The sequence below is a fragment of the Paractinoplanes aksuensis genome, from assembly GCF_024137025.1.
GTDB classification, from domain to species: Bacteria; Actinomycetota; Actinomycetes; order Mycobacteriales; family Micromonosporaceae; genus Actinoplanes; species Actinoplanes aksuensis.
In genome coordinates this window covers 13,564-32,904 of sequence record NZ_JAMYJR010000022.1, presented here as the reverse complement: position 1 = coordinate 32,904, position 19,341 = coordinate 13,564, and the positions used below count along the sequence as shown (strand labels likewise).

Below are 19,341 nucleotides of genomic sequence, written 5' to 3'. Positions count from 1 at the left end.
CGGGATGCTGAACGGAGCGAATCACTAACCTTACCAGCGGTATGCACAGCGCCGGTTTCGTGCGATCTTGTGCGGGTTCCCTCAGGCCGGTGGCCGGCAGTTCACGACGTCCCCGACGCTGGCCCGGGCCGTGGTGGGCACCGTCTCCTTCGCGTCGATTGTCGTTTCGTTCCCGCTGGGGCGGACGACGACCGTGCGCCGCCCGACCTCGAAGCCGTCGTAGTCGCGGGCCCGGATCACGCACTCGGCGGGTTGACCGGCCGGGACGCGTACCTTGAACTCGATCGACATCACGGCGTCCGACGGTTCCGACCAGCCGACGATCTGCGGCTCGTAGTCCGTCCGGCCGAACTGCTGGAAGAGCCGGACCGAGATCAGCAGGGAGGCCGCCACCACGACGACCAGCACGAGAACCGGCAGCACCGACCGGCGGCGGCCGGACCGGCGCCGTCCGTAACGGCCCGGCGGGAACACCGGGTCTGTGGTGCGCGTCTCGCTCACCTCGGGCACCTCTCGTGCGTTTCTTGTCGGGGGGATCCGCAAGAATGGCAGGGTCCATCTTCGCAGCCGACACCGGCCCGCCTGCCGCGGGTCAGGTCCGAGGAGTTTCAGTGGCTGAGCAGTTGCGTCTCATGGCGGTGCACGCGCACCCCGACGACGAGTCCAGCAAGGGTGCCGCCACCATGGCGCGATACGTCGCCGAGGGCGTCCGGGTGATGGTCGCGACGTGTACCGGCGGCGAGCGCGGCAGCGTGCTCAACCCCAAGATGGATCGCCCCGACGTGCTCGAGAACATCACCACCATCCGCCGCGCCGAGATGGACAAGGCGCGCGAGATCCTGGGCGTCGAGCAGTCGTGGCTGGGCTTCGTCGACTCGGGCCTGCCCGAGGGCGACCCGCTGCCCCCGCTGCCCGAGGGCTGTTTCGGCCTGCAAGATCCCGAGACGGCCGCGATCCCGCTGATCAAGCTGATCCGTGAGTTCCGCCCGCACGTCATGACCACCTATGACGAGAACGGTGGCTACCCCCACCCCGACCACATCATGTGCCACAACGTGTCGGTGGTGGCGTTCGACAAGGCGGGCGACCCCGAGGCCTACCCCGAGCTGGGCGAGCCCTGGCAGCCGCGCAAGCTCTATTACAACTCGGGCTGGACCAGGGCGCGCATGCTCGCCCTGCACGAGGGCATGCTGGCCGCCGGGCTCGAGTCGCCCTACGGCGAGTGGCTCGAGAAATGGAACGACCGGGAGGACCGGGGCGACAAGATCACCACCCGGGTCGAGTGCGGCGAGTACTTCGAGGTCCGCGACGACGCATTGCGGGCCCACGCGACCCAGGTCGACCCCGACGGGTTCTGGTTCAAGATCCCGCTCGAGCTCCAGCAGAAGGTGTGGCCGACCGAAGACTTCGAGTTGGCCCGCTCGCTGGTCGACAGCCCGGTCCCCGAGTCCGACCTGTTCGCGGGCATCCGCGAGTCGGTCGAAGCCCACTGAGACGTACAGTCATCCCTATGGACATGGACACCTTTGTCGCGGTCAACAACTTCGGCGACACCCGGTCGGGCGGCCTGGCCGGCCCGATGGGGTTGTTCGTCATCGTGCTCATGTCCATAGCGACTGTTCTGCTGATCCGCAACATGAACAAGCGCTTGCGTCGGCTTCCCGACAGTTTTCCTGACGTAAGGCAGACGCAGCGTGAGGCCGAGATCGCTCGCCTCAATGCCGATCTCGAGCGTTCCGGCGCCGGTGAGGCCCCGTCAGACGTCGAAGCGGGTCGATCCTCGGCGGCCGGCGCCGCCACGGATAACGAGGTCACGGGCGTTACTACTCAGAGTGACGGCGGGTCCGCCGACGGCGACGACCGTCGCGTTTGACCACGTCGCGGGCGGTTCAGGTCTGTCGGTCGACGACACACACCGTATTGGTCTGACTTAAAGGCGATACGCGTCGTGCGTCAAGCCCTGTTCTGTTCATCGGTATTGATTTAGCCTTCCGCCGGGGGCTTAACCGCCCCTGATCCCTGCGCGGAAGGGGGCGCCGAAAATGACCAATCCCCGCCCCCCGTTTTCTCCACTGCAGATGCACGTGCATCCGCCAGTGCCGCTGTTCAAAGGGCGTTTTCCGTGACGGCCCGGCCGGTCGCCGAGGCCCCGGTGCGTCGCTCCTTCAGCGCCGTGGTGGGCCTCGCCGGTCGCTCCCGCGGGGTCCGCGCGCTCACCGCCACGGTGATCGGCTCGGCCCTCCTGCTGGCCGTCCTCGGTGTCCTGTTGCCGGTCGACCGGCCGGCCGACCGTCCACTGACTCCGGTCGCCGGGGTCGCGCTCGCCGTGGCCGTCGTGATCGCCGGTCAACTGGCCCGGCTGCGCTTCCGGCTCGGCCGGGGCATGGTCTCGGTCAGCTGGGGCGAGGCCGCCTTCATCATCGGCTTCGTGGTGGCGCCGCCCGGCTGGCTGCCCGCGGCCACGCTGATCGGCACCGTGCTCGCGTGGGGGCTGCTGTCCTGGTGGGACTCGCACCGCAACACCGCCGAGCTGGCCCACCTGGCCGCCTCGCTCAGCCTCGGCGCGGCCGGCGCCACCGCGGTCGCGGCCCTGGTGGCGGGTGACGCGCCGGTGCTCGGCACGCGTACGACGACCGGGCTGCTGGCCGGCGCGCTGACCTACCTGCTCATCACGTTCGGGCTGGCCACGCTGACCCTCACCCTGCACCGGGACGCCCCGGCCCGGCAGATCCTGCTGCGGGCCTCGTACGCGAAGATTCCGATGTTCGTCGGCAACGTGGTGGTCGGCCTGGCCGCGGTCCACGCCATCATCGGCGGCCCCCTGTGGCTGCTCGCGTTCGCGCCCGGGCTCTGGCTGCTCCAGCGCACCTATCGTTTCCACCTGCGCGCCGAAGAGGAACGCCGCATGTGGGAGTCGTTCTCGGCGGCCACGGCGACCCTGCCCGGCGGCACCGAGGCCGAGGTCGCGCGGGCCGGTCTGACCGCGGCCCTCGAGGTGTTCGGCGCCCGCCGCGTCGAGATCGAGGTGCGCGGCCGCGACGGCGAACGCCGCTACGCCGAGGACGGCCCCGGCCTCGACAACGCGGTCGCCGGACTGCCCGGCCCCGCGATCACCCGCACCATGGCGGTGGCCGGTGACCCGGTCGGCGAGCTGACCGTCTGGCTGTCCGGCCCGACCCTGCCCGCCCCGCGCGACGAAGCCGCCATCTCGGCCTTCGGCGACGCCTTGGCCGGCGCGCTGCACGACGCGGCCACCCGCAGCCGGGTGGCCGGGCTCGAACAGCAGATCACCCACGACCTCACCAAGGACAGGCTGACCGGTTTGCTCAACCGCAGCACCCTGCTGACCGACGGCGACCGGCTGCTGCGCTCCTTCGACCGGACCCGGCCGGTGGCGCTGCTGCTGCTCGACATCAACGACTTCCGCGAGGTCAACGGCACCCTCGGGCACCGCCACGGCGACGAGGTGCTGCGGGTCGTGGCCGAGCGGCTGACCGAGCTGGCCCGCGACGGCGAACTGGTGGCCCGCACCGGCGACGACGAGTTCGCCCTGCTCGTGCCGACCGTGGCCGCGCTCACCGACTCGGCCGCGCCGGCCCACGAGCAGCCCAGCCCGCTGCCGGCGGCCCTGCGCCGGGCCCGCGAGCTGGTCGAGCATCTCATCCGGCCGATGGAGGTGTCCGGGGTGCGGCTCGCCGTCGAGGTGGCGGTCGGGGTCGCGGTCAGCCCGGCCGGCCGGGTCGACCTGGGCGAGCTCATCCGCCGGGCCTCGCTCGCCCTCAACCAGGCCAAGAGGCAGCAGCTGGCGGTCAGCGCGTTCGACTCCGGCCTGGACGCGGTCACCACCGACGCGCTCGCCCTACTGGCCGAGCTGCAGGACGCCCTGGCCGCCGACGATCAGATCCTGCTGCACCTGCAGCCCGCGGTCGACCTGATCACGGCCGCGCCGACGGGCGTCGAGGCCCTCGTACGCTGGCGCCACCCCCGCCGCGGCCAGCTGTCACCGGGCGATTTCGTGCCCGCGGTCGAGCACTCGGCCGAGTTGCAGACAGCGTTCACGGCGCGGGTGCTCGACCTGGCCCTCGACGCCGCGTGCAGCTGGCACGCGGCCGGCGTCGACGTGCCGGTCTCGGTCAACGTGTCGGCCCGCAGCCTGCTCGACCCCGGCTTCCCGGGCCAGGTCAGCGAGGCCCTGCGCCGTCACCGTGCGCCCGCTTCCTATCTCGTCCTCGAGATCACCGAGTCGGTCGCGGTCAGCCAGGAACGCATCGTGGACGAGGTGCTGGCCGAACTGCGCGACATGGGCGTCCAGCTCTCCCTGGACGACTTCGGCACCGGCTACTCCTCGCTGGCCATCGTCACCCGCGTCCCGGTCGACGAGATCAAGATCGACCGCTCCTTCGTCGACGACATGATCGAATCCTCGGCGGCCGAGGCCGTGGTCCGCGGCGCGGTCGAACTGGGCGCCCGCCTGGGCGTCCGGGTCGTGGCCGAGGGTGTCGAGACGACGGAGCAGCGGGCCGCCCTCATCGCCCTCAAGTGCCCCACGGCCCAGGGCTACCACTTCTGCAAGCCCATGCCCGCCGACAAGATCGTGCAGGCCCTGACCGCCCTGGCCGAAGCCGCCCCCGCCAACATCCACCCCCTCCGCGCCGACGACGCCTCCTGAGGGGCGTGCTCGAATCAATCGGTCGCTTTGGGGTGCGACGGTGCCGCGGCGACGACCCATACGATGCGGCGGTTCACCGGCGTGGCCGGCCGTTCGGTCAGAACGATCCATGCCTCCCAGGTGTTGGATCGGGCCGTATGGCACAGACTCTCCCAGCCCTTCGCAGCCTCGGAGGTGGCGAACCTCGCCTCCCACCCGCTGGGCTTCCCCGGCGGGGCGACTCGGTCGCCGCGCTTGGCGGCCATCAGGGCTCGTCCTCCACCGGCGCGGGGACGGGCCCGAAATCGTCGTTCAACGGGCCGCTCAGCTGACGCAGAAGGTCGGGATCGGTGTAGACCACGGCCGTCGCCTTCCAGCCTCTGAGCAACTCTGCCAGCACCGACCACTGGCCCAGCTCCGCGGAGATCCGTGCGGCCTTGACGAACTCGGCAACGAACTGGACGACAGCGTCAGCAGGCAGGAGGCTGAGCCAGGGGAACTCCTCGTTCAACGCCGCCTCAGCTGTCTCCGCAGGCACGTGCGCCAAGAGGTTGCGTAGCGCGCGGACCGTCGCGATCGCCCCCTCGCCGGCGGCGGCCACTCGATCTTCCCGGGTCAGCAGAAGATCGGCGCCGTCGCGGCGGCGAACGCGGACATCACCGGCATCGGCCAGAGCCGCCACGCTCTTGGGGTCACGCTGCAGCTCACTCCACTGCACTTCCCTTGTCCCATCCACAGATCAACTCTGAACTTATTCAGAACTTCTCGCAAGTCCCCGACGCAGTCGGCTTGACCGGCCTCGGAGCACCCGCTGTCAGCCGCTTGGGGATGCTTCGACGGGGTTGTCCACAACATCGGCCTGCCCGCGGGCCGGGGGCGGGGGTAGGTGAGAAGGTGGAGGCATGGCCAACCGTCTTGCCGGGGCTACGTCGCCCTACCTGCTTCAGCATGCTGACAATCCCGTCGACTGGTGGGAGTGGTCGCAAGAGGCGTTCGCCGAGGCGAAGCGGCGGGATGTGCCGGTGCTGATCTCGGTCGGCTATGCGGCCTGCCACTGGTGTCACGTGATGGCGCACGAGTCCTTCGAGGACGAGGCTGTGGCCAAGCTCATGAACGACGGGTTCGTGGCGATCAAGGTCGACCGCGAGGAACGGCCCGACGTCGATGCCGTCTACATGACCGCCACCCAGGCCATGACCGGGCAGGGCGGGTGGCCGATGACCGTTTTTGCCACGCCCGACGGTGACCCGTTCTTCTGCGGCACCTATTTTCCCCGGGCCAACTTCGCCCGCCTGCTCGACTCGGTCACCACCGCCTGGCGTGACCAGCGGGAACAGGTCGTCCAGCAGGGGGCGAGCGTGGTCGAGGCGATCGGCGGGGCTCAGCTCGTCGGTGGGCCCAAGGCGCCGATCTCGGCCGAGTTGCTGGCCGCGGCGGCCGCCGGGCTGCTCAAGGAGCAGGACACGACCAACGGCGGCTTCGGGGGCGCTCCGAAGTTTCCGCCGCACATGAGCCTGCTTTTCTTGTTGCGCCATTTCCAGCGTACGGGCTCCGAGGAAGCTCTCGAGGCCGTGCGGTTCGCGGCCGAGCGGATGGGGCGGGGCGGCCTCTACGACCAGCTCGCGGGCGGGTTCGCGCGGTACTCGGTCGACGCGACCTGGACGGTGCCGCACTTCGAGAAGATGCTCTACGACAACGCCCTGCTGCTCCGGGTCTACACGCAGCTCTGGCGGCTCACCGACGACCCGTTCGCCCGGCGGATCGCCGACGAGACGGCCGCGTTCCTGCTGCGTGACCTGGGCACCCCGGCCGGTGGGCTGGCCTCGGCCCTGGACGCCGACGCGGCCGGTGTCGAAGGTCTGACGTACGCCTGGAAGCCCGAGGAGCTCACCGCGGCCCTCGGCGACGACGGGGCGTGGGCGGCCGACCTGTTCGCGGTCACCCCCGCCGGCACGTTCGAGCACGGCCGCAGCGTGCTGGTGCTGGCCCGCGACATCGACGCCGCCGACCCGGCCCTGGTGGCGCGCTGGCGTGACGTACGGGAAAGGTTGCTGGCGGCCCGGGCCGAGCGCCCGCAGCCGGCCCGCGACGACAAAGTGGTCGCCGCGTGGAACGGCCTGGCCGTGACCGCGCTGGCCGAGCACGGCATCCTGACCGGCGCCGAGTCGTCCCGGGTGGCCGCGATCGAGATCGCCACCGTGCTGGCCGAACGGCACGTGGTCGACGGGCGGCTGCGCCGGGTCTCGCGTGACGGCGTGGTGGGGGAGCCGGCCGGCGTGCTCGACGACTACGGCTGTGTCGCCGAGGCGTTCCTGGCCGTGCACCAGCTCACCACCGACGGCGGGTGGCTCGAGCGGGCCCGCGAGGTGGTCGACGTGGCGCTGGCCCACTTCGGCACCGGCGAGGGCGGCTTCTACGACACCGCCGATGACGCCGAACGCCTGGTCACGCGGCCGGCCGACCCCACCGACAACGCCACGCCGTCGGGGTTGTCGGCGATCTGTGCGGCGCTGGTGGCGTACGCGGCCCTGAGCGGCGAGCCGAGCTATCGCGAGGCGGCCGACGCGGCCCTGGCCACGGCCGGTCCGGTGATCGGCGGTCACCCAAGGTTCGCCGGCTACTCGGCGGCGGTGGCCGAGGCGGCGATCTCCGGACCGTACGAGATCGCCATCGCGGCCCCGGCCGGGCTGGAGGCTCCGCTGCTGGCCGCGGCCCATCGCCACGCGCCGCCGGGGACGGTCATCGTGGCCGGCGAGCCCGACCGGCCCGGCGTTCCGCTGCTGGCCGACCGGCCCCTGCAGTCGGGCGTCCCCACGGCGTACGTGTGCCGGGGTTTCGTCTGTGACCGCCCGGTGACCAGCCCGGACGATCTGGTGGCGCGCCTCGGTCGGTAGGCTGGGCGGGCGATGGATACCCGAACCGGTCTGCCTGTGGTCGGCATGGTGGGCGGGGGCCAACTGGCCCGCATGACCCACCAGGCTGCTATTTCTCTCGGTCAGTCACTGCGTGTGCTGAGCGTGTCGCCCGATGACAGTGCCGCGCTGGTCGCGGCCGACGTCCGGATCGGCACCCATACCGATCTGGCCGCGCTGCGCGAGTTCGCCAAGGGCTGCGAGGCCGTCACCTTCGACCACGAGCACGTGCCGACCGGGCACATCAAGGCGCTCGAGGCCGAGGGCGTCAAGATCTATCCCGGGTCCAAGGCGCTGGTCTTCGCGCAGGACAAGGGTCTTATGCGCGAGCGCTTGGCCGAGCTGGGCGCCCCGGTGCCGCGCTGGGGCCGGGTCGAGTCGGCCGAGGACGTCGAGACCTTCGCCGGCGGCGTCTGGCCGGTCGTGGCCAAGGCCACCCGCGGCGGGTACGACGGCAAGGGCGTCTGGATGCTGGCCGGGCCCGACGAGGCGGCCGCGCTGGTGGCCACCGGCACGCCGCTGATCGTCGAGGAACGCGTGCCGCTGCGCCGCGAGCTGGCCGCCCTGGTCGCGCGCTCGCCGTTCGGGCAGGTCGCGGCGTACCCGGTGGTCGAGACGGTGCAGAAGGACGGCATCTGCGTCGAGGTGCTCGCGCCCGCGCCCGGCCTGAACGAGGCGCTGGCCCTGAAGGCCCAGCAGCTCGCGATCGACCTGGCGAACGAGCTCGGCGTGGTCGGCCTGCTGGCCGTCGAGCTGTTCGAGACCGTCGACGGCATCGTGGTCAACGAGCTGGCCATGCGTCCGCACAACTCCGGCCACTGGACCATCGAGGGCGCCCGGACGTCGCAGTTCGAGCAGCACCTGCGGGCCGTGCTCGACTACCCGATGGGTGAGACGTCGCTCACCGCGCCCGCCGTCGTGATGGCCAACGTGCTCGGCGGCGAACCGGGCGGCATCTCGATCGACGAGCGTCTGCACCACCTGTTCGCGGCCGACCCCGGCGCCCGCGTGCACCTGTACGGCAAGCTGGTCCGCCCGGGCCGCAAGATCGGGCACGTCACGGTGCTCGGCGACGACATGACTTCGGTCCGCGCCCGCGCCGCTCGGGCCGCGCAATGGCTTCAGGAGGGCCGGTAAATGGCACCGCTCGTCGGGATCATCATGGGCAGCGATTCGGACTGGCCCACGATGGAGGCGGCGGCGCTGGCCCTCGCCGAGTTCGAGGTGCCGTTCGAGGTCGGCGTCGTTTCGGCCCACCGTACGGTCCGCAAGATGGTCGACTACGCCGAGAGCGCGGCCGGCCGGGGCCTGCAGGCGATCATCGCCGGGGCCGGGGGCGCCGCCCACCTGCCGGGCATGGTGGCCGCGCTGACCCCGCTGCCGGTGATCGGGGTGCCGGTGCCGCTCAAGCACCTCGACGGCATGGACTCGCTGCTCTCGATCGTGCAGATGCCGGCCGGGGTGCCGGTGGCGACCGTGTCGATCGGCGGCGCGCGCAACGCCGGCCTGCTCGCCGTGCGCATCCTCGGCGCGGCCAACCCTCTGTTGCGTACGAAGATGGCGAACTTCCAGGCGAGCCTCGAGCAACTCGTGGCCGAGAAGGACGCCGCGCTACGTGAGAAACTGCTGGGGTGATGACGCGGCGCTGGCAACCGACGGCCTTCCTGGTCGCGGTCGGCGTCCTGGGCGGGTTCTGGATCGGCTCGCTGCCCGGTCTGGCGTTCTTCGTGGTCCTGGTCGTGGCCGCGGCGATCGTCTCGCCGCGCGCCTTCCCGCGCTCGGTCACCGACGCCGAGGCGCGCGCCGCTCAAGCGGCCGACGGCCGGCCCATCATCTACTGGCGGCCGGGGTGCCCGTTCTGCCTGCGGCTGCGCGGTTCGCTGGCCCGGCAGGCCGGCCGCTACCACTGGGTCGACATCTGGAGCGACCCTGACGGCGCAGCGTCCGTGCGGACGGTGGCCGACGGCAACGAGACCGTGCCCACGGTCGTGACCGTCGACGAGTCCTTTGTGAACCCTTCACCACAGCTGGTGCGAAACCTTCACTGAGCGTTCAAACGGCGCGCCTAAGTTCGGGACATCGACTTCTGGTGGAGTATGGCGCTCGCGACCCTGGGTGTGGGCGTGCCCACGATCGCGGCCATCTACGAGTTCCTGTTCAAGGGGCGCAAGCGGCTCGGCTACCGCGTCCAGATGGACACCACGGCCAACGACGTCGGCGAGATCGCCGCGCCGGGCGCGCTCGGTGAACTGAGCAACAACGGCGTCCCCCTCGTGGATCCGAGCATCGTGCTGCAGCGGAAAAGAGAACACCGGGCGTACGAACATCGACGAGCACGACTACGCCGTGGGCGACGACGACAAGGCCGGCATCCGGGTCAGCTTCCCCGGCCGGCGCGTGGTCGGACTCGTGGTGACCGAGCTCAGCGACGAGAACCTGCGCTCCAGCCTGGCCGGTCTCACCGTGCGCGACGACCTGGTCGAGCTGCCCAAAGTGCCGATGAACCGCGCCGACCACTACAAGGTGCTGGCCGCGCCGGACAGCACCGACGGCACCAGGAAGATCGACGGGCCGTACCCCGATCCGATCGTGGTCGGCACCATCAAGGGCGGCGTGGGCGACGGCCGGATCATCGAGACCCGCAGCCGTACGGGATCCTCGAAACGGGCGATGGCCTTGATCGCGTTCCTGGCGCTGATGGTCGTCGCCCAGTCGGTGGTCTTCTTCCGCAGCGACACCGGCACACCGATCGACTGCGCGACCGGAGCGCTGACCCTGACCGGCACGACCGCGTTCGAACCGGTCGTGCGCGAGGCCGCCCAGTCCTACCAGGACGTTTGTACCGACGCGACGTTCAGCTTCGAGATGCGCGGCAGCGGCGAGGGTCTGCTGGCGCTCGACCGGGCCGGCGAGAACGCGGCCGTGCTGGCCTTCTCCGACGGCGACAAACCGGACGGCATACCCGGCCTGGTCGCCCGGCCAACCGCATTCGTGCTGTTCACACTGGTGGTCAACCCCGACACCGGCGTCCGCGACCTGACCACGTCGCAGCTCCGGCGCCTGTACGGCGGCGAGATCACCAATTGGGAAGAGATCGGCGGTCGCGACGTGCCGGTCCGCCTGATCAGCCGCAACCCCGGCTCGGGCACGAGAGCGGCGGTCCAGCGCCGGGTGCTCGGCGGCGCCCGCGAACCCGGCAGCAACTCCGACAACTGCCGCGACCGTGATCCGGGTGCCCCGACCGGCGTCGTGCGCTGCGCCCGCAACTCCACCGACGACGTGCTACGCGCCGTGGCGGACATGCCGGGCGCGCTCGGTTACAGCGAACTGGGAGCCGCCACGGACCGTGAGGGCCTGGCCCTGGTCAGCATCGACGGCCGCCCCGCCACCGTGCCCGACGCCGACCACGGCACCTACCCGTTGTGGGAAACCGAACTCGGCTACACCCACGGCGACCCGGACGCCCACTAGGTGGCGGCGGACTTCCTGCGCTACCTGACCACCCAGGACGGCGCCGACATCATCCGAGCCCAGGGCGACCGCCCCTGCGCCGAACTGGCCAACCCCCAACTCTGCCACCCCGAACCCCGCCCCTGACCCGGGATTTGCCTTCGTCGATTTAACTGAAAGGCTCACCCGGCGGGAGGAGTGGTCCGTGGTGGACGACTTGAGCCGGCGCGGCGAATAGCGGCGCTGTGGCGAAGCGAAGACGGGGCGACGGCGAAAGGCAGCCTCCGCGGAGCGTGCGCGAAGGACAAGAGATCGTCGCCAAGGCAATGCCCGCCGGCCGGGTGGGCGCGGCCCGAATGCAGAACGACGATCTGATCACCCATCGCTCGGGTGCCGAGGGAGCCACTCCCGAGGGGCGGCGAACCGTTCTTCGGCCAGGGCTCGACGAGAGCGGCCGGCGGTCCTTGGAGATGGAGAACTCCGCCGCCGACATACTGGCGGCGAAGGGATGGCAGATCAAACAGAACCCGACGAGCGACGAGGTTGCCCGCGCCCGTCAGGAGGCCGGAGATCGAGGTTCTCCGCTCAAGGAGCCGGACTTTCTTCTCGAAGGCCGGGTGTTCGACTGCTACTCACCGACGAATGAAATGAAGACGCCGCGTGGTATTTGGAGATTCGTGCAGGAGGAGAAAATAGACGCCCTCCAGACCCAGCGAGTGGTAATCAATCTGGAGGACTGGCGAGGCGACCTCTCCGCGTTGAAGGCGCAGTTCGCCGGCTGGCCCATGGAGGGACTCAAAGAAGCCAAGGTCATCACGGCCGACGGCCGCATCCTTCAACTTGATCTTCCCTCGACAGTCGAATGAGAGCGTGAGCATGGCGATCGAGTACGACTTGATTCTCGCCGGGGACACGCCCGCTGAGCAGGTGGCGGCGCGGGCGTTCCCCGAGCACGACGAACGCCCGGATGGCCCCGGACCACTCCTTGTGGCGGTGGTGAACGAGCGGTACGGCTTTGCCGCCACCATCAGGTCCGGCGGCAGCCGGTACGTCGAGGTGCTGACCGATCAAGGCTCGTGGGAGTGGGAACCGGAACCGGCCGCCTCGGTCGGTTTCCGCATGGACAAAGAGGTGCCCGACGTCGCCTGGCAGGTGACGAACATGCTCACGGTCGTCCGGCGCGTGCTGGCGACCGGAGCGGAGGATGCCGCGTTCTCTTTCAACGGCGACATCCTGCTGCTGTCCCGGCTGAACGGCGTCCTCACCAAGCACCGACGCGACAAGTGGTGGGCGAACTACCCGGGCGCGAACGACGCGCTCCCAGGGTGAATGGGTCTGTCATCTACTTCTGGACGGCGGTCTTGGCTCGAGCGACCAGGTCGGTGAACCAGAGGGCTTCAGCTACCGAGCCATTTCCACGGTTGGTCAGGGCGGCCAGACCGGCGCCCAGACCGGCACCACGCGTGCCTTGACCTGGGCCGCGACGGCCCGGACGAAGGGCGGTGGGTCGACCGATCGCGATCGCCTCGGCCTCGTCCGTGGAGCGGGCCTGGATCGCTGCTGCGGTGACGCCGGTGATGGTGGTCAAGCCGATTGCCGCGTTCGGCCAGCCGCGCTGTCGGACTGTGCCCACGGCCGCGAGAAATCCATGGTGATGGTTCGTGGCGCGGCGCACGGTCCGGGTCTCGTGTCGTTTTGTGGAGGTGCTTCACATGCCGGTTCTCGTCGAATTCTTTGGACTGTTCGAGTTTTCGGCCTGAGGGGTAGCAGAAGTGGATCTTCCACGTAGTTTTGTTGTTCGCGAGCAGCATCACCGTATTCACAATCCGTTGTCCGAGGTCAAGCTGGCTGACCTCGGGCGGGCGCTGCGTCTGACGGCCGGCGCGAGCATGCTCGATCTGGCCTGTGGCACCGGCGAGATGGTGAGCACCTGGAGCCGGGATCACGGCATCACCGGTCTCGGTGTCGACATCAGTACGGTCTTCGGCGAGCAGGCCCGGCGGCGAGCAAGCGAGTTGGGCGTCGGCGAACGCGTCGCTTTTGTGCACGATGACGCGGCCGGGTTTGTTGCGCCCGAGCCGGTCGACATCGCCGCGTGCGTCGGCGCGACCTGGATCGGTGGTGGCGTACCGGGAACTCTGGATCTTCTGGCTCGTAGCCTGCGGCCGGGTGGGCTGGTGCTGGTCGGCGAGCCCTTCTGGCGGGAGGATCCGCCCAGCGACGAGGCCGTCCGGGGCTGTCACGCGCAGGCCAGGTCCGACTTCCATGACCTGCCCGGGCTGGTCGAGTTGTTCGGGCGGCTGGGCTGGGATCTGGTCGAGATGGTGCTGGCCGACGAGGACAGCTGGGACCGCTATGTCGCGGCGCAGTGGATGACCATCCGCACCTGGCTGGACGCCAACCCGGACGACGAGCTGGCCCCAGAGTGTCACGGCTCCGCTCGACTACGTCCGCTACCAGCGCCGCTATCTGGGCTGGGGAGTGTTCGTCCTAAAGATGCGTGACGTCGTTCAGCGCGACGATCGCGTGGTTGTGGAACAGGTCGTCCTCGCGCAGGGTCGTGATGCCGCCGGGGGAGAAGCGGAACGCCATCCGGCCCGCTGATTCCAGCGGCATCTCGATCCAGGCCGCCAGCACAAAAGTGGCGGCCATGCCGTGCGTGACGATCACCTGGTGGGGCGCGTCCGACTTCAGGATGCGCTCCACCGCCGCGTAGACGCGGACGGCCAGGTCCCACTTCGTCTCGGCGCCGGGTAGGCCCTCGTCGTGGCGCATGCGCTCGCCGAACTCGGGCGGGGGCACGAAGCGTTCGTCCAACCAGGACTGCGGTTTCCCGCCGGCCTCGCCGAACGATTTCTCGCGCAGGTCGCTGTCGAGTGTCACGACCGTGCCCAGCTTCGCCGCGATGACCTCGGCCGTACGGCGCGTGCGCAGCAGATCCGACGAGTAGATCTCAGGCTTCGGGGCCACGGAAGCCAGCAGCGAAGCGATCCGCGCGGCCTGAGCCAGCCCACGTGGGGTGAGGTCGGAGTCGTACCAGCCGCCGACCAGCCCGTCGACGTGGTGGGTCGCCTCGGGATGCGTCACGACATGGATGATTCTCACGCCGCTAATGTACGGCCGCCGCGGTGTCGCTACCGCATCTCGGCCAGGCGCCCGCGCAACCCTTCGCGGGTGCGGCGGCGGTTCTCGTTGGTGGCGCCGACCCAGAGCAGGATCACGCCGAGCGGCACCAGCACCAGCCACGGGCCGACCAGCGTGCTGGCGAAGTGGATGGCGGCGAAGATCGTGGCCACCGCGCCCACGACGACCGGGGCCTGCTGGCGGTTGCGTGAACCGACGATCAGGGTGGCCACCGCGGCCAGCAACAACAGCACCTCGCGCAGCTCGCCACCGTTGCCGGCCAGCACGATGCCGATCGTCGGCACGAACGCGGCCAGCAGGGCCGGACCGTACGCGGCCCAACTGCTCAGATCGGGGCGGTCGCGCGACTCGATGACCCCGACCAGCAGGGCCAGCGCGGCGAACGGCAACGTGTACGCCTCGGGCAGCGCGACGTCGGCCAGCGCCACGAACAGCCACACGCCGACGATCTCGAAGGCGACCGCCGTCCAGAACAGCGCCCGCCGCTGGCTGGCCGGGCGGCCGAGACGGGCCGCGGCCAGCCCGAGGACGGCGCCCCAGGCGGCCAGCATCGCGGCCAGGTGGGCGGGGGAGTCGAACGCCATCACGCCGGCCAGCAGCGCCGACGCGTAGCCGCTCCATTCGACAGTGGACGCCTCGGCGCGGTATTGCGGCAGGCCGAGGCGGGGCACCGTGGCCTCGAGGATCAGCAGCGCGGCCCCGACGGCCAGCACCCCGAACGCGGCCCAGGGACGCTCGACCCCGGCCGCGATGGCCGCGGTCAGCACGAAGAACTGGCCCATCACGGCGGCGAAGATCCAGCCCAGGATGCGGGCGAAGCGGCTGCGGCCGCCGAGCGCGGCGACCAGCCCGACCAGGATCGCGCTGCCCAGCGTGAACAGCGTGAGCCGCTGCTGGGCGAGGCTGCCGGCCAGGCCCGCGTTGCCGGCCAGCAGCCCGATCACGAAGACGATCGTGCGGGTCGTGCCGAGCAGCGACGAGCGGCGGCCGGCCGGCGGCGGGGTCAGGGCCAGGCCGAGCATCGAGATCGTGAACACGACCAGGGCGGCCGTGGTGGCCGTCGGGTAGGACGCGTGCAGAGCGATCGGGGCGATCAGGATGGTGATGGCCAGGCCGGGCAGGATCACCGGCACGGCCTCGGACGCCTTGCCCCCGAAACCGACCGCGGCCAGCGCGGCCGCCCCGGTGAGCAGCACGATCGCGAGGACGCTGGTGCCGTCGACATTGCCCGACGAGGGCTGGGCCAGCGCCGCGATCGGGCCGTCCCAGATGCGCGAGAGCTGACCCAGCGGGTCGACCAGCGCCGCCTTGAGCGCGGGGGCGATCGAGAACAGGGCCAGGATCGTCGGCACCAGGGCCAGGACGACCGCGCTGGTGGCCGGGTCGACCAGCCAGCGGCCGGTCAGGCCCAGTGGGCGGGCCGTGGTCCAGCGGCGGACCGGGTAGCGGCCGGCCCCGGTGAACACGCCCTCGCGGGCCAGCGTGATGCCGGGCGCGGGGATCGAGCCGCGCAGCAGCTCGGCCAGCACGCCGAGCAGGGCCGCGGCGGCCGCGTAGAGGGCGGTCGGGTACGGGGTGGGAATGGACGCGAAGGCGGTGATGGTCGCGCCGAGGACCAGGCCGACCGTGGCCCATGGCAGGAACTGGGCGATGTAGCGGCCGGTCAGCGCGAGCAGGGCCAGGCTGAGGCTGGACGCGGCGAGCGCGGCCGTCAGCAACACCTGGGCCCCGTGCCCCTGGTCGGCCGCGACCGAGGCCAGCACGCCGGGCAGGGCCAGCATGATCGCGCCGGTGGCGGCCCCGCCGATCTGGGCCCGGTGGCGGGGCATGCCGGTGTCGTCGCGGGCCAGGTCGGCCTCGGAGACGGTCGACGGCGACCAGAACCGGCCGGGCAGGGGCAGGGGAGTGCCGGGCGGCGGGCTTTCGATGGTGGCCACCGGCGTACGGGCCATGACCGCGGTCAGTGCGCCGATCATCACCACGAGCAGCAGGGCCAGTGCGGTCGACCAGGGCCGGGCCAACGACGACAGGACAGCGTGGAGCAGGACGGCGGCGGCCGCGCCGGCCCGGCACAGCGCGGCGGCGGGCTCGAGGGCGGCGACGGCGGCCATCGCGTACGCAATGGCGACCGCACCCCCGATCAGCAGGGGCGACCACCAGGGCAGTCCGAGCGCGAACGGCGCGCCGATCGCGGCCGCCGCCCCGGCGATGGCCGAGAACAGGTGCGACCACGGGCGCGGGGCCGCCAGGGCCGCCGCGATCGACACCACGACCAGGGCGAACGGCGCCTGCCAGGCCCCCGGAGCGGGCGCCGGGAAGCGGCTCAGGTCGGCGTCCCACAGGTCGGCCGAGACGCCCAGCATGCGGATCGCGCCGGCCAGGGCCAGGTAACCGGCGATCGCGCCGACGACCACGCCGGCCACGGCCAGGCCGCGGTTGGGGCCGCGGCTCCACTCCTCGGGCAGCACGGCCACGCCGAGCGCCACGATGAGCACCACCACACCGGCCACGGCCAGCGGGGCCGCCGGGAAGGCGAGCGCGAACACGCGGGCCAGCGCGCCGCAGATCGCGACGGTGGCGGCCGCGGCGGCGATGTCGGGACCGTCGAGCACCCGGTCGCTGCGGCGCCCGTTGTCGATCGATTTCGAGAAGAACAGCAGCCCGGCCGCGACCAGCAGCAGCGCGCCGACCCAGACGTCGGGCGCAGTGGCCCCCGGGGCGAGCAGAGCGGCCAACGCCAGGGCGATGGCGCCCAGGCCGGTGCCGACGGTCAGCGGCAGGCTGATGTCGCGCCGGGCCACCTGGAACACCGCGGCGTAGCTGAGCGTGGCCGCCACGGCCAGGAAGCCGACGGCCAGCGCGGGCACGGTGACCGCCTCGGTGGCCGGTGGGCCCTGGCCCTGGTCGGCGACGGCGAGCGCGGCCGTCACCACGGCGCCGGGCAGGGCCAGCGCGGCCGCGCCGGACGCCCAGTCGCCGACCAGCCAGGCGTAGAGACGGATGGGGATCTGCCGGGCGGCCACGGCGATCATCACGCCGGCCCCGGCGATCGCGGTCAGCACGGCGGCGGTCAGCCAGGCCGCGCCCAGCGCGGCGCCCGCCCCGAACAGGCCGACCACACCGGCCGCGGCCACGTGCACGATCGCGATGCGGCGGGTGGTGGCGGCCAGCCCGGCGGCGCCGATGCCGACGGCGGCGATGACCAGCGGCCACGGCGCCCCGGACCAGCCCAGGCCGAGCGAGGCGGGCACGGCCAGGGCGGTCAGCGCGATGCCGGCGACCGCGCCCTCGTGCCGCACGCTGGGCGGCAGGGCGAGCGCGGCGGCGATCGTGACCAGCAGCGCGCTGAAGGCCAGCAGCCAGCCCAGGTCGCCGGCGGCCTCGGCCATCCGCTGGGTGTAGACCGCCGGGTCGGCGTGCCAGACGGGCCGGGCCGCCTGCAGCGGCAGGAAGGCGGCGCGCAGGCAGTCGAGCACCAGGATCAGGCTGATCAGGGCGAGCGCGACGGCCGAGGCGATCTGCGGGCCCCGGCGCACCTCGGGCGGCACCAGGGTCACGACGGCGCCGGTGACCGCGATCGCGGCGGCCGCCACGGCCAGCGTCCAGGGTGGCGACACGACGTCGGCGATGCGGGCCGTCGCGCCGATCACGGACAGGGCCAGCACGGCGCCGGCGATGTTGCGGGCGGTCAGGTTGTCGAGCAGCCAGGCCGCGGCGAACGCGGTGAGCGCGGCCAGCACCAGCACCAGCCCGGACCGCAGCGCGTCGGGCAGCACCCGGGCCTGCAGCAACGCCACCGACGAATAGAGCAGGGCGCCCGCGCTGGCCACGCACAGCAGCGCGAACGTCAGCTCGCGCAGCCAATCGGCCGACGGCGGGGCGGCCGGGGGCGCGATCGGGACCGAACCGGCGGCGGGGGCGCCGGCCGGGCGCGGGCCGGGGAAGATGCGGGTGCGCAACCAGCCCTTGCGCCGTCGTTCGGTGGTGCCGTGCAGGATGAGGTCGGGCTCCTCGCGGGCCGATTCCGGGCGCTCCGGGGCGTCCTCGGCCAGCAGCACCGGATCCTGGTGCTCGCGGTCGGCGGCCACCGGGCGGCCCCACGGCCACTGCGGCACCAGCCGGCCCCGGCGGATGACGGTGGTCAGCAGCAGCAGGTCGAGCACGGCGACCACGGTCAGCGCCATGCCCCAGCCGGCCGGGCTCTGGATCATCGGCTCGGCCAGCAGCAGTGGCACCGGCTGCGCGGCCACGACGGTGGCGTAACGCGGCGCGGCGAGGCGGGTGGCCCCGGCGTACGCGAAGCTGGCCACCGCCGTGATGGCGAAGGTGATGCCCAGATAGAGCGGGACGGGCACGCTCGCGCCGCCGGTCAGCTCGCTGCCGTGCAGGGCGAACAGGGTGAGCGGAAGAAGGATGAGGCCGACCCAGGCCACGGTCTCGCCGGTCGAGCTGAGGCCGCGCCGGGCGATGCCGGGCGCGGCGACCAGGGCGGTCGTGGTGGCCAGGGCCAGGATCAGGGCCCGGGCGAACGGGTTGCTGACCGCGACCCCGGCGAAGACCACCGCGGCCACGCCGATGAGCAGGGCGCCCAGCGCGAGCAGGATGTTCTGCACCGACTGGGAGGACGCCTCGGGCGGGTGGTGCTCGGCCCCGGTGAACCCGGCCGAGCGGCGCGGCGGCGGGGCGACCCGCTCGGTCGGCGGCGGGTCGTCGACGAGCATGGTCACGCCGTCGGTGGCGACCCCGGGCGGGCCGGTGTGGGCCGACCCGGGTGGCGCCCAGTCGGGTCGCGGCCCGGTGCGCTTCGAAGAGGGCGGTGGGGGCGGTGGCGGCTCTTCGGCGGGGCCGCCGGTCGGCGGGGGCGGCGGCGGGAACTCGTCGGGCTCGCGACGGCGTACGCGACGGCTCTTGGTGGGTTTGGTGGCCTTTTTCTTGGTGTTGGCGTGGGCCAGGATGTCGCGCTGGAACTGCGCCGCCTGGATCTTGGCGGCGATCTGCGTGCGCTCCTTGGCCGCGGCCATGTCACGGATCTTGAGGTCCGCGATCGAGGCCTCGATGCGGGACAGCTCATCGTCGTAGCTGTCGGGCTGTTCAGCCTGCGCCACGGAACCTCCTCGACCTGCCGCCACGCCTTGCCTAGAGCATGCCGGTCCGACACCTCATTAGAACAGGCTCACGGGGGCCGAC

17 protein-coding genes are annotated in these 19,341 nt (G+C 71.7%); 12 read left to right on the top strand and 5 right to left on the bottom strand.

The window, feature by feature from the left end:
• Positions 1-81: 81 nt before the first annotated feature.
• Positions 82-501, bottom strand: coding sequence for a DUF4307 domain-containing protein (locus M1L60_RS20760; protein WP_253239116.1), 420 nt, complete (start codon positions 499-501; stop codon positions 82-84).
• Between the two features lie 110 nt (positions 502-611).
• Between M1L60_RS20760 and mca the strand changes: the two genes are divergently transcribed.
• The 3 genes from mca to M1L60_RS20745 all read left to right on the top strand — a co-directional run bounded on the left by mca (position 612) and on the right by M1L60_RS20745 (position 4,669).
• Positions 612-1,493, top strand: coding sequence for a mycothiol conjugate amidase Mca (gene mca / locus M1L60_RS20755; protein ID WP_253239115.1), 882 nt, complete (start codon positions 612-614; stop codon positions 1,491-1,493).
• Between the two features lie 23 nt (positions 1,494-1,516).
• Complete coding sequence (locus tag M1L60_RS20750) at positions 1,517-1,873, top strand: hypothetical protein (RefSeq protein ID WP_253239136.1); 357 nt, start codon at positions 1,517-1,519, stop codon at positions 1,871-1,873.
• A 249-nt stretch (positions 1,874-2,122) separates the two neighbouring features.
• Entirely contained in the window at positions 2,123-4,669 is a 2,547-nt protein-coding gene (locus tag M1L60_RS20745; RefSeq protein WP_253239114.1) for a putative bifunctional diguanylate cyclase/phosphodiesterase, read from the top strand.
• A 244-nt stretch (positions 4,670-4,913) separates the two neighbouring features.
• Here M1L60_RS20745 and M1L60_RS20740 read toward each other — a convergent pair whose 3' ends face one another.
• Positions 4,914-5,366: a hypothetical protein gene (locus tag M1L60_RS20740; RefSeq protein ID WP_253239113.1), complete on the bottom strand. Its 453-nt coding sequence runs from the start codon at positions 5,364-5,366 to the stop codon at positions 4,914-4,916.
• A 184-nt stretch (positions 5,367-5,550) separates the two neighbouring features.
• Here M1L60_RS20740 and M1L60_RS20735 point away from each other — a divergent pair, with 184 nt between their 5' ends.
• The 8 genes from M1L60_RS20735 (at position 5,551) to M1L60_RS20705 (ending at position 12,339) form a co-directional block, all read left to right on the top strand.
• Positions 5,551-7,542 carry a thioredoxin domain-containing protein gene (locus M1L60_RS20735; RefSeq protein WP_253239112.1) on the top strand — a complete coding sequence of 664 codons (1,992 nt, stop codon included), beginning with the start codon at positions 5,551-5,553 and terminating at the stop codon, positions 7,540-7,542.
• 12 nt (positions 7,543-7,554) lie between these two features.
• Entirely contained in the window at positions 7,555-8,697 is a 1,143-nt protein-coding gene (locus M1L60_RS20730; RefSeq protein WP_253239111.1) for a 5-(carboxyamino)imidazole ribonucleotide synthase, read from the top strand.
• Positions 8,698-9,195, top strand: coding sequence for a 5-(carboxyamino)imidazole ribonucleotide mutase (gene purE / locus M1L60_RS20725; protein ID WP_253239110.1), 498 nt, complete (start codon positions 8,698-8,700; stop codon positions 9,193-9,195).
• Entirely contained in the window at positions 9,195-9,608 is a 414-nt protein-coding gene (locus M1L60_RS20720) for a glutaredoxin domain-containing protein (RefSeq protein WP_253239135.1), read from the top strand. The genes purE and M1L60_RS20720 overlap by 1 nt, the downstream gene beginning before the upstream one ends.
• A 298-nt stretch (positions 9,609-9,906) precedes the next feature.
• Entirely contained in the window at positions 9,907-11,031 is a 1,125-nt protein-coding gene (locus M1L60_RS20715) for a substrate-binding domain-containing protein (protein ID WP_253239109.1), read from the top strand.
• The gene (locus M1L60_RS47060; protein ID WP_256516788.1) at positions 11,032-11,157 is read left to right on the top strand and encodes a hypothetical protein; all 126 of its coding nucleotides are present in this window, start codon (positions 11,032-11,034) and stop codon (positions 11,155-11,157) included. It abuts the gene before it with no gap.
• A gap of 146 nt (positions 11,158-11,303) precedes the next feature.
• Complete coding sequence (locus M1L60_RS20710; protein WP_438862138.1) at positions 11,304-11,876, top strand: CdiA C-terminal domain-containing protein; 573 nt, start codon at positions 11,304-11,306, stop codon at positions 11,874-11,876.
• 10 nt (positions 11,877-11,886) lie between these two features.
• A complete protein-coding gene (locus M1L60_RS20705) occupies positions 11,887-12,339 on the top strand; it encodes a SitI3 family protein (protein ID WP_253239133.1) in 453 nt (150 codons plus the stop codon).
• Positions 12,340-12,352: 13 nt separating this feature from the next.
• Here the strand turns inward: M1L60_RS20705 and M1L60_RS20700 are convergent, their stop codons facing one another.
• Complete coding sequence (locus M1L60_RS20700) at positions 12,353-12,598, bottom strand: hypothetical protein (RefSeq protein WP_253239108.1); 246 nt, start codon at positions 12,596-12,598, stop codon at positions 12,353-12,355.
• A 241-nt stretch (positions 12,599-12,839) separates the two neighbouring features.
• Between M1L60_RS20700 and M1L60_RS20695 the strand changes: the two genes are divergently transcribed.
• On the top strand, positions 12,840-13,514 hold the full coding sequence (locus M1L60_RS20695) for an SAM-dependent methyltransferase (RefSeq protein WP_253239107.1): 675 nt from the start codon (positions 12,840-12,842) through the stop codon (positions 13,512-13,514).
• Here M1L60_RS20695 and M1L60_RS20690 read toward each other — a convergent pair.
• Together M1L60_RS20690 and M1L60_RS20685 are read right to left on the bottom strand one after the other, a co-directional pair.
• Positions 13,501-14,115 carry a histidine phosphatase family protein gene (locus tag M1L60_RS20690; RefSeq protein WP_253239106.1) on the bottom strand — a complete coding sequence of 205 codons (615 nt, stop codon included), beginning with the start codon at positions 14,113-14,115 and terminating at the stop codon, positions 13,501-13,503. The genes M1L60_RS20695 and M1L60_RS20690 overlap by 14 nt on opposite strands.
• Before the next feature lie 29 nt (positions 14,116-14,144).
• The gene (locus M1L60_RS20685) at positions 14,145-19,259 is read right to left on the bottom strand and encodes an SCO7613 C-terminal domain-containing membrane protein (protein WP_253239105.1); all 5,115 of its coding nucleotides are present in this window, start codon (positions 19,257-19,259) and stop codon (positions 14,145-14,147) included.
• Between the last annotated feature and the right edge of the window lie 82 nt (positions 19,260-19,341).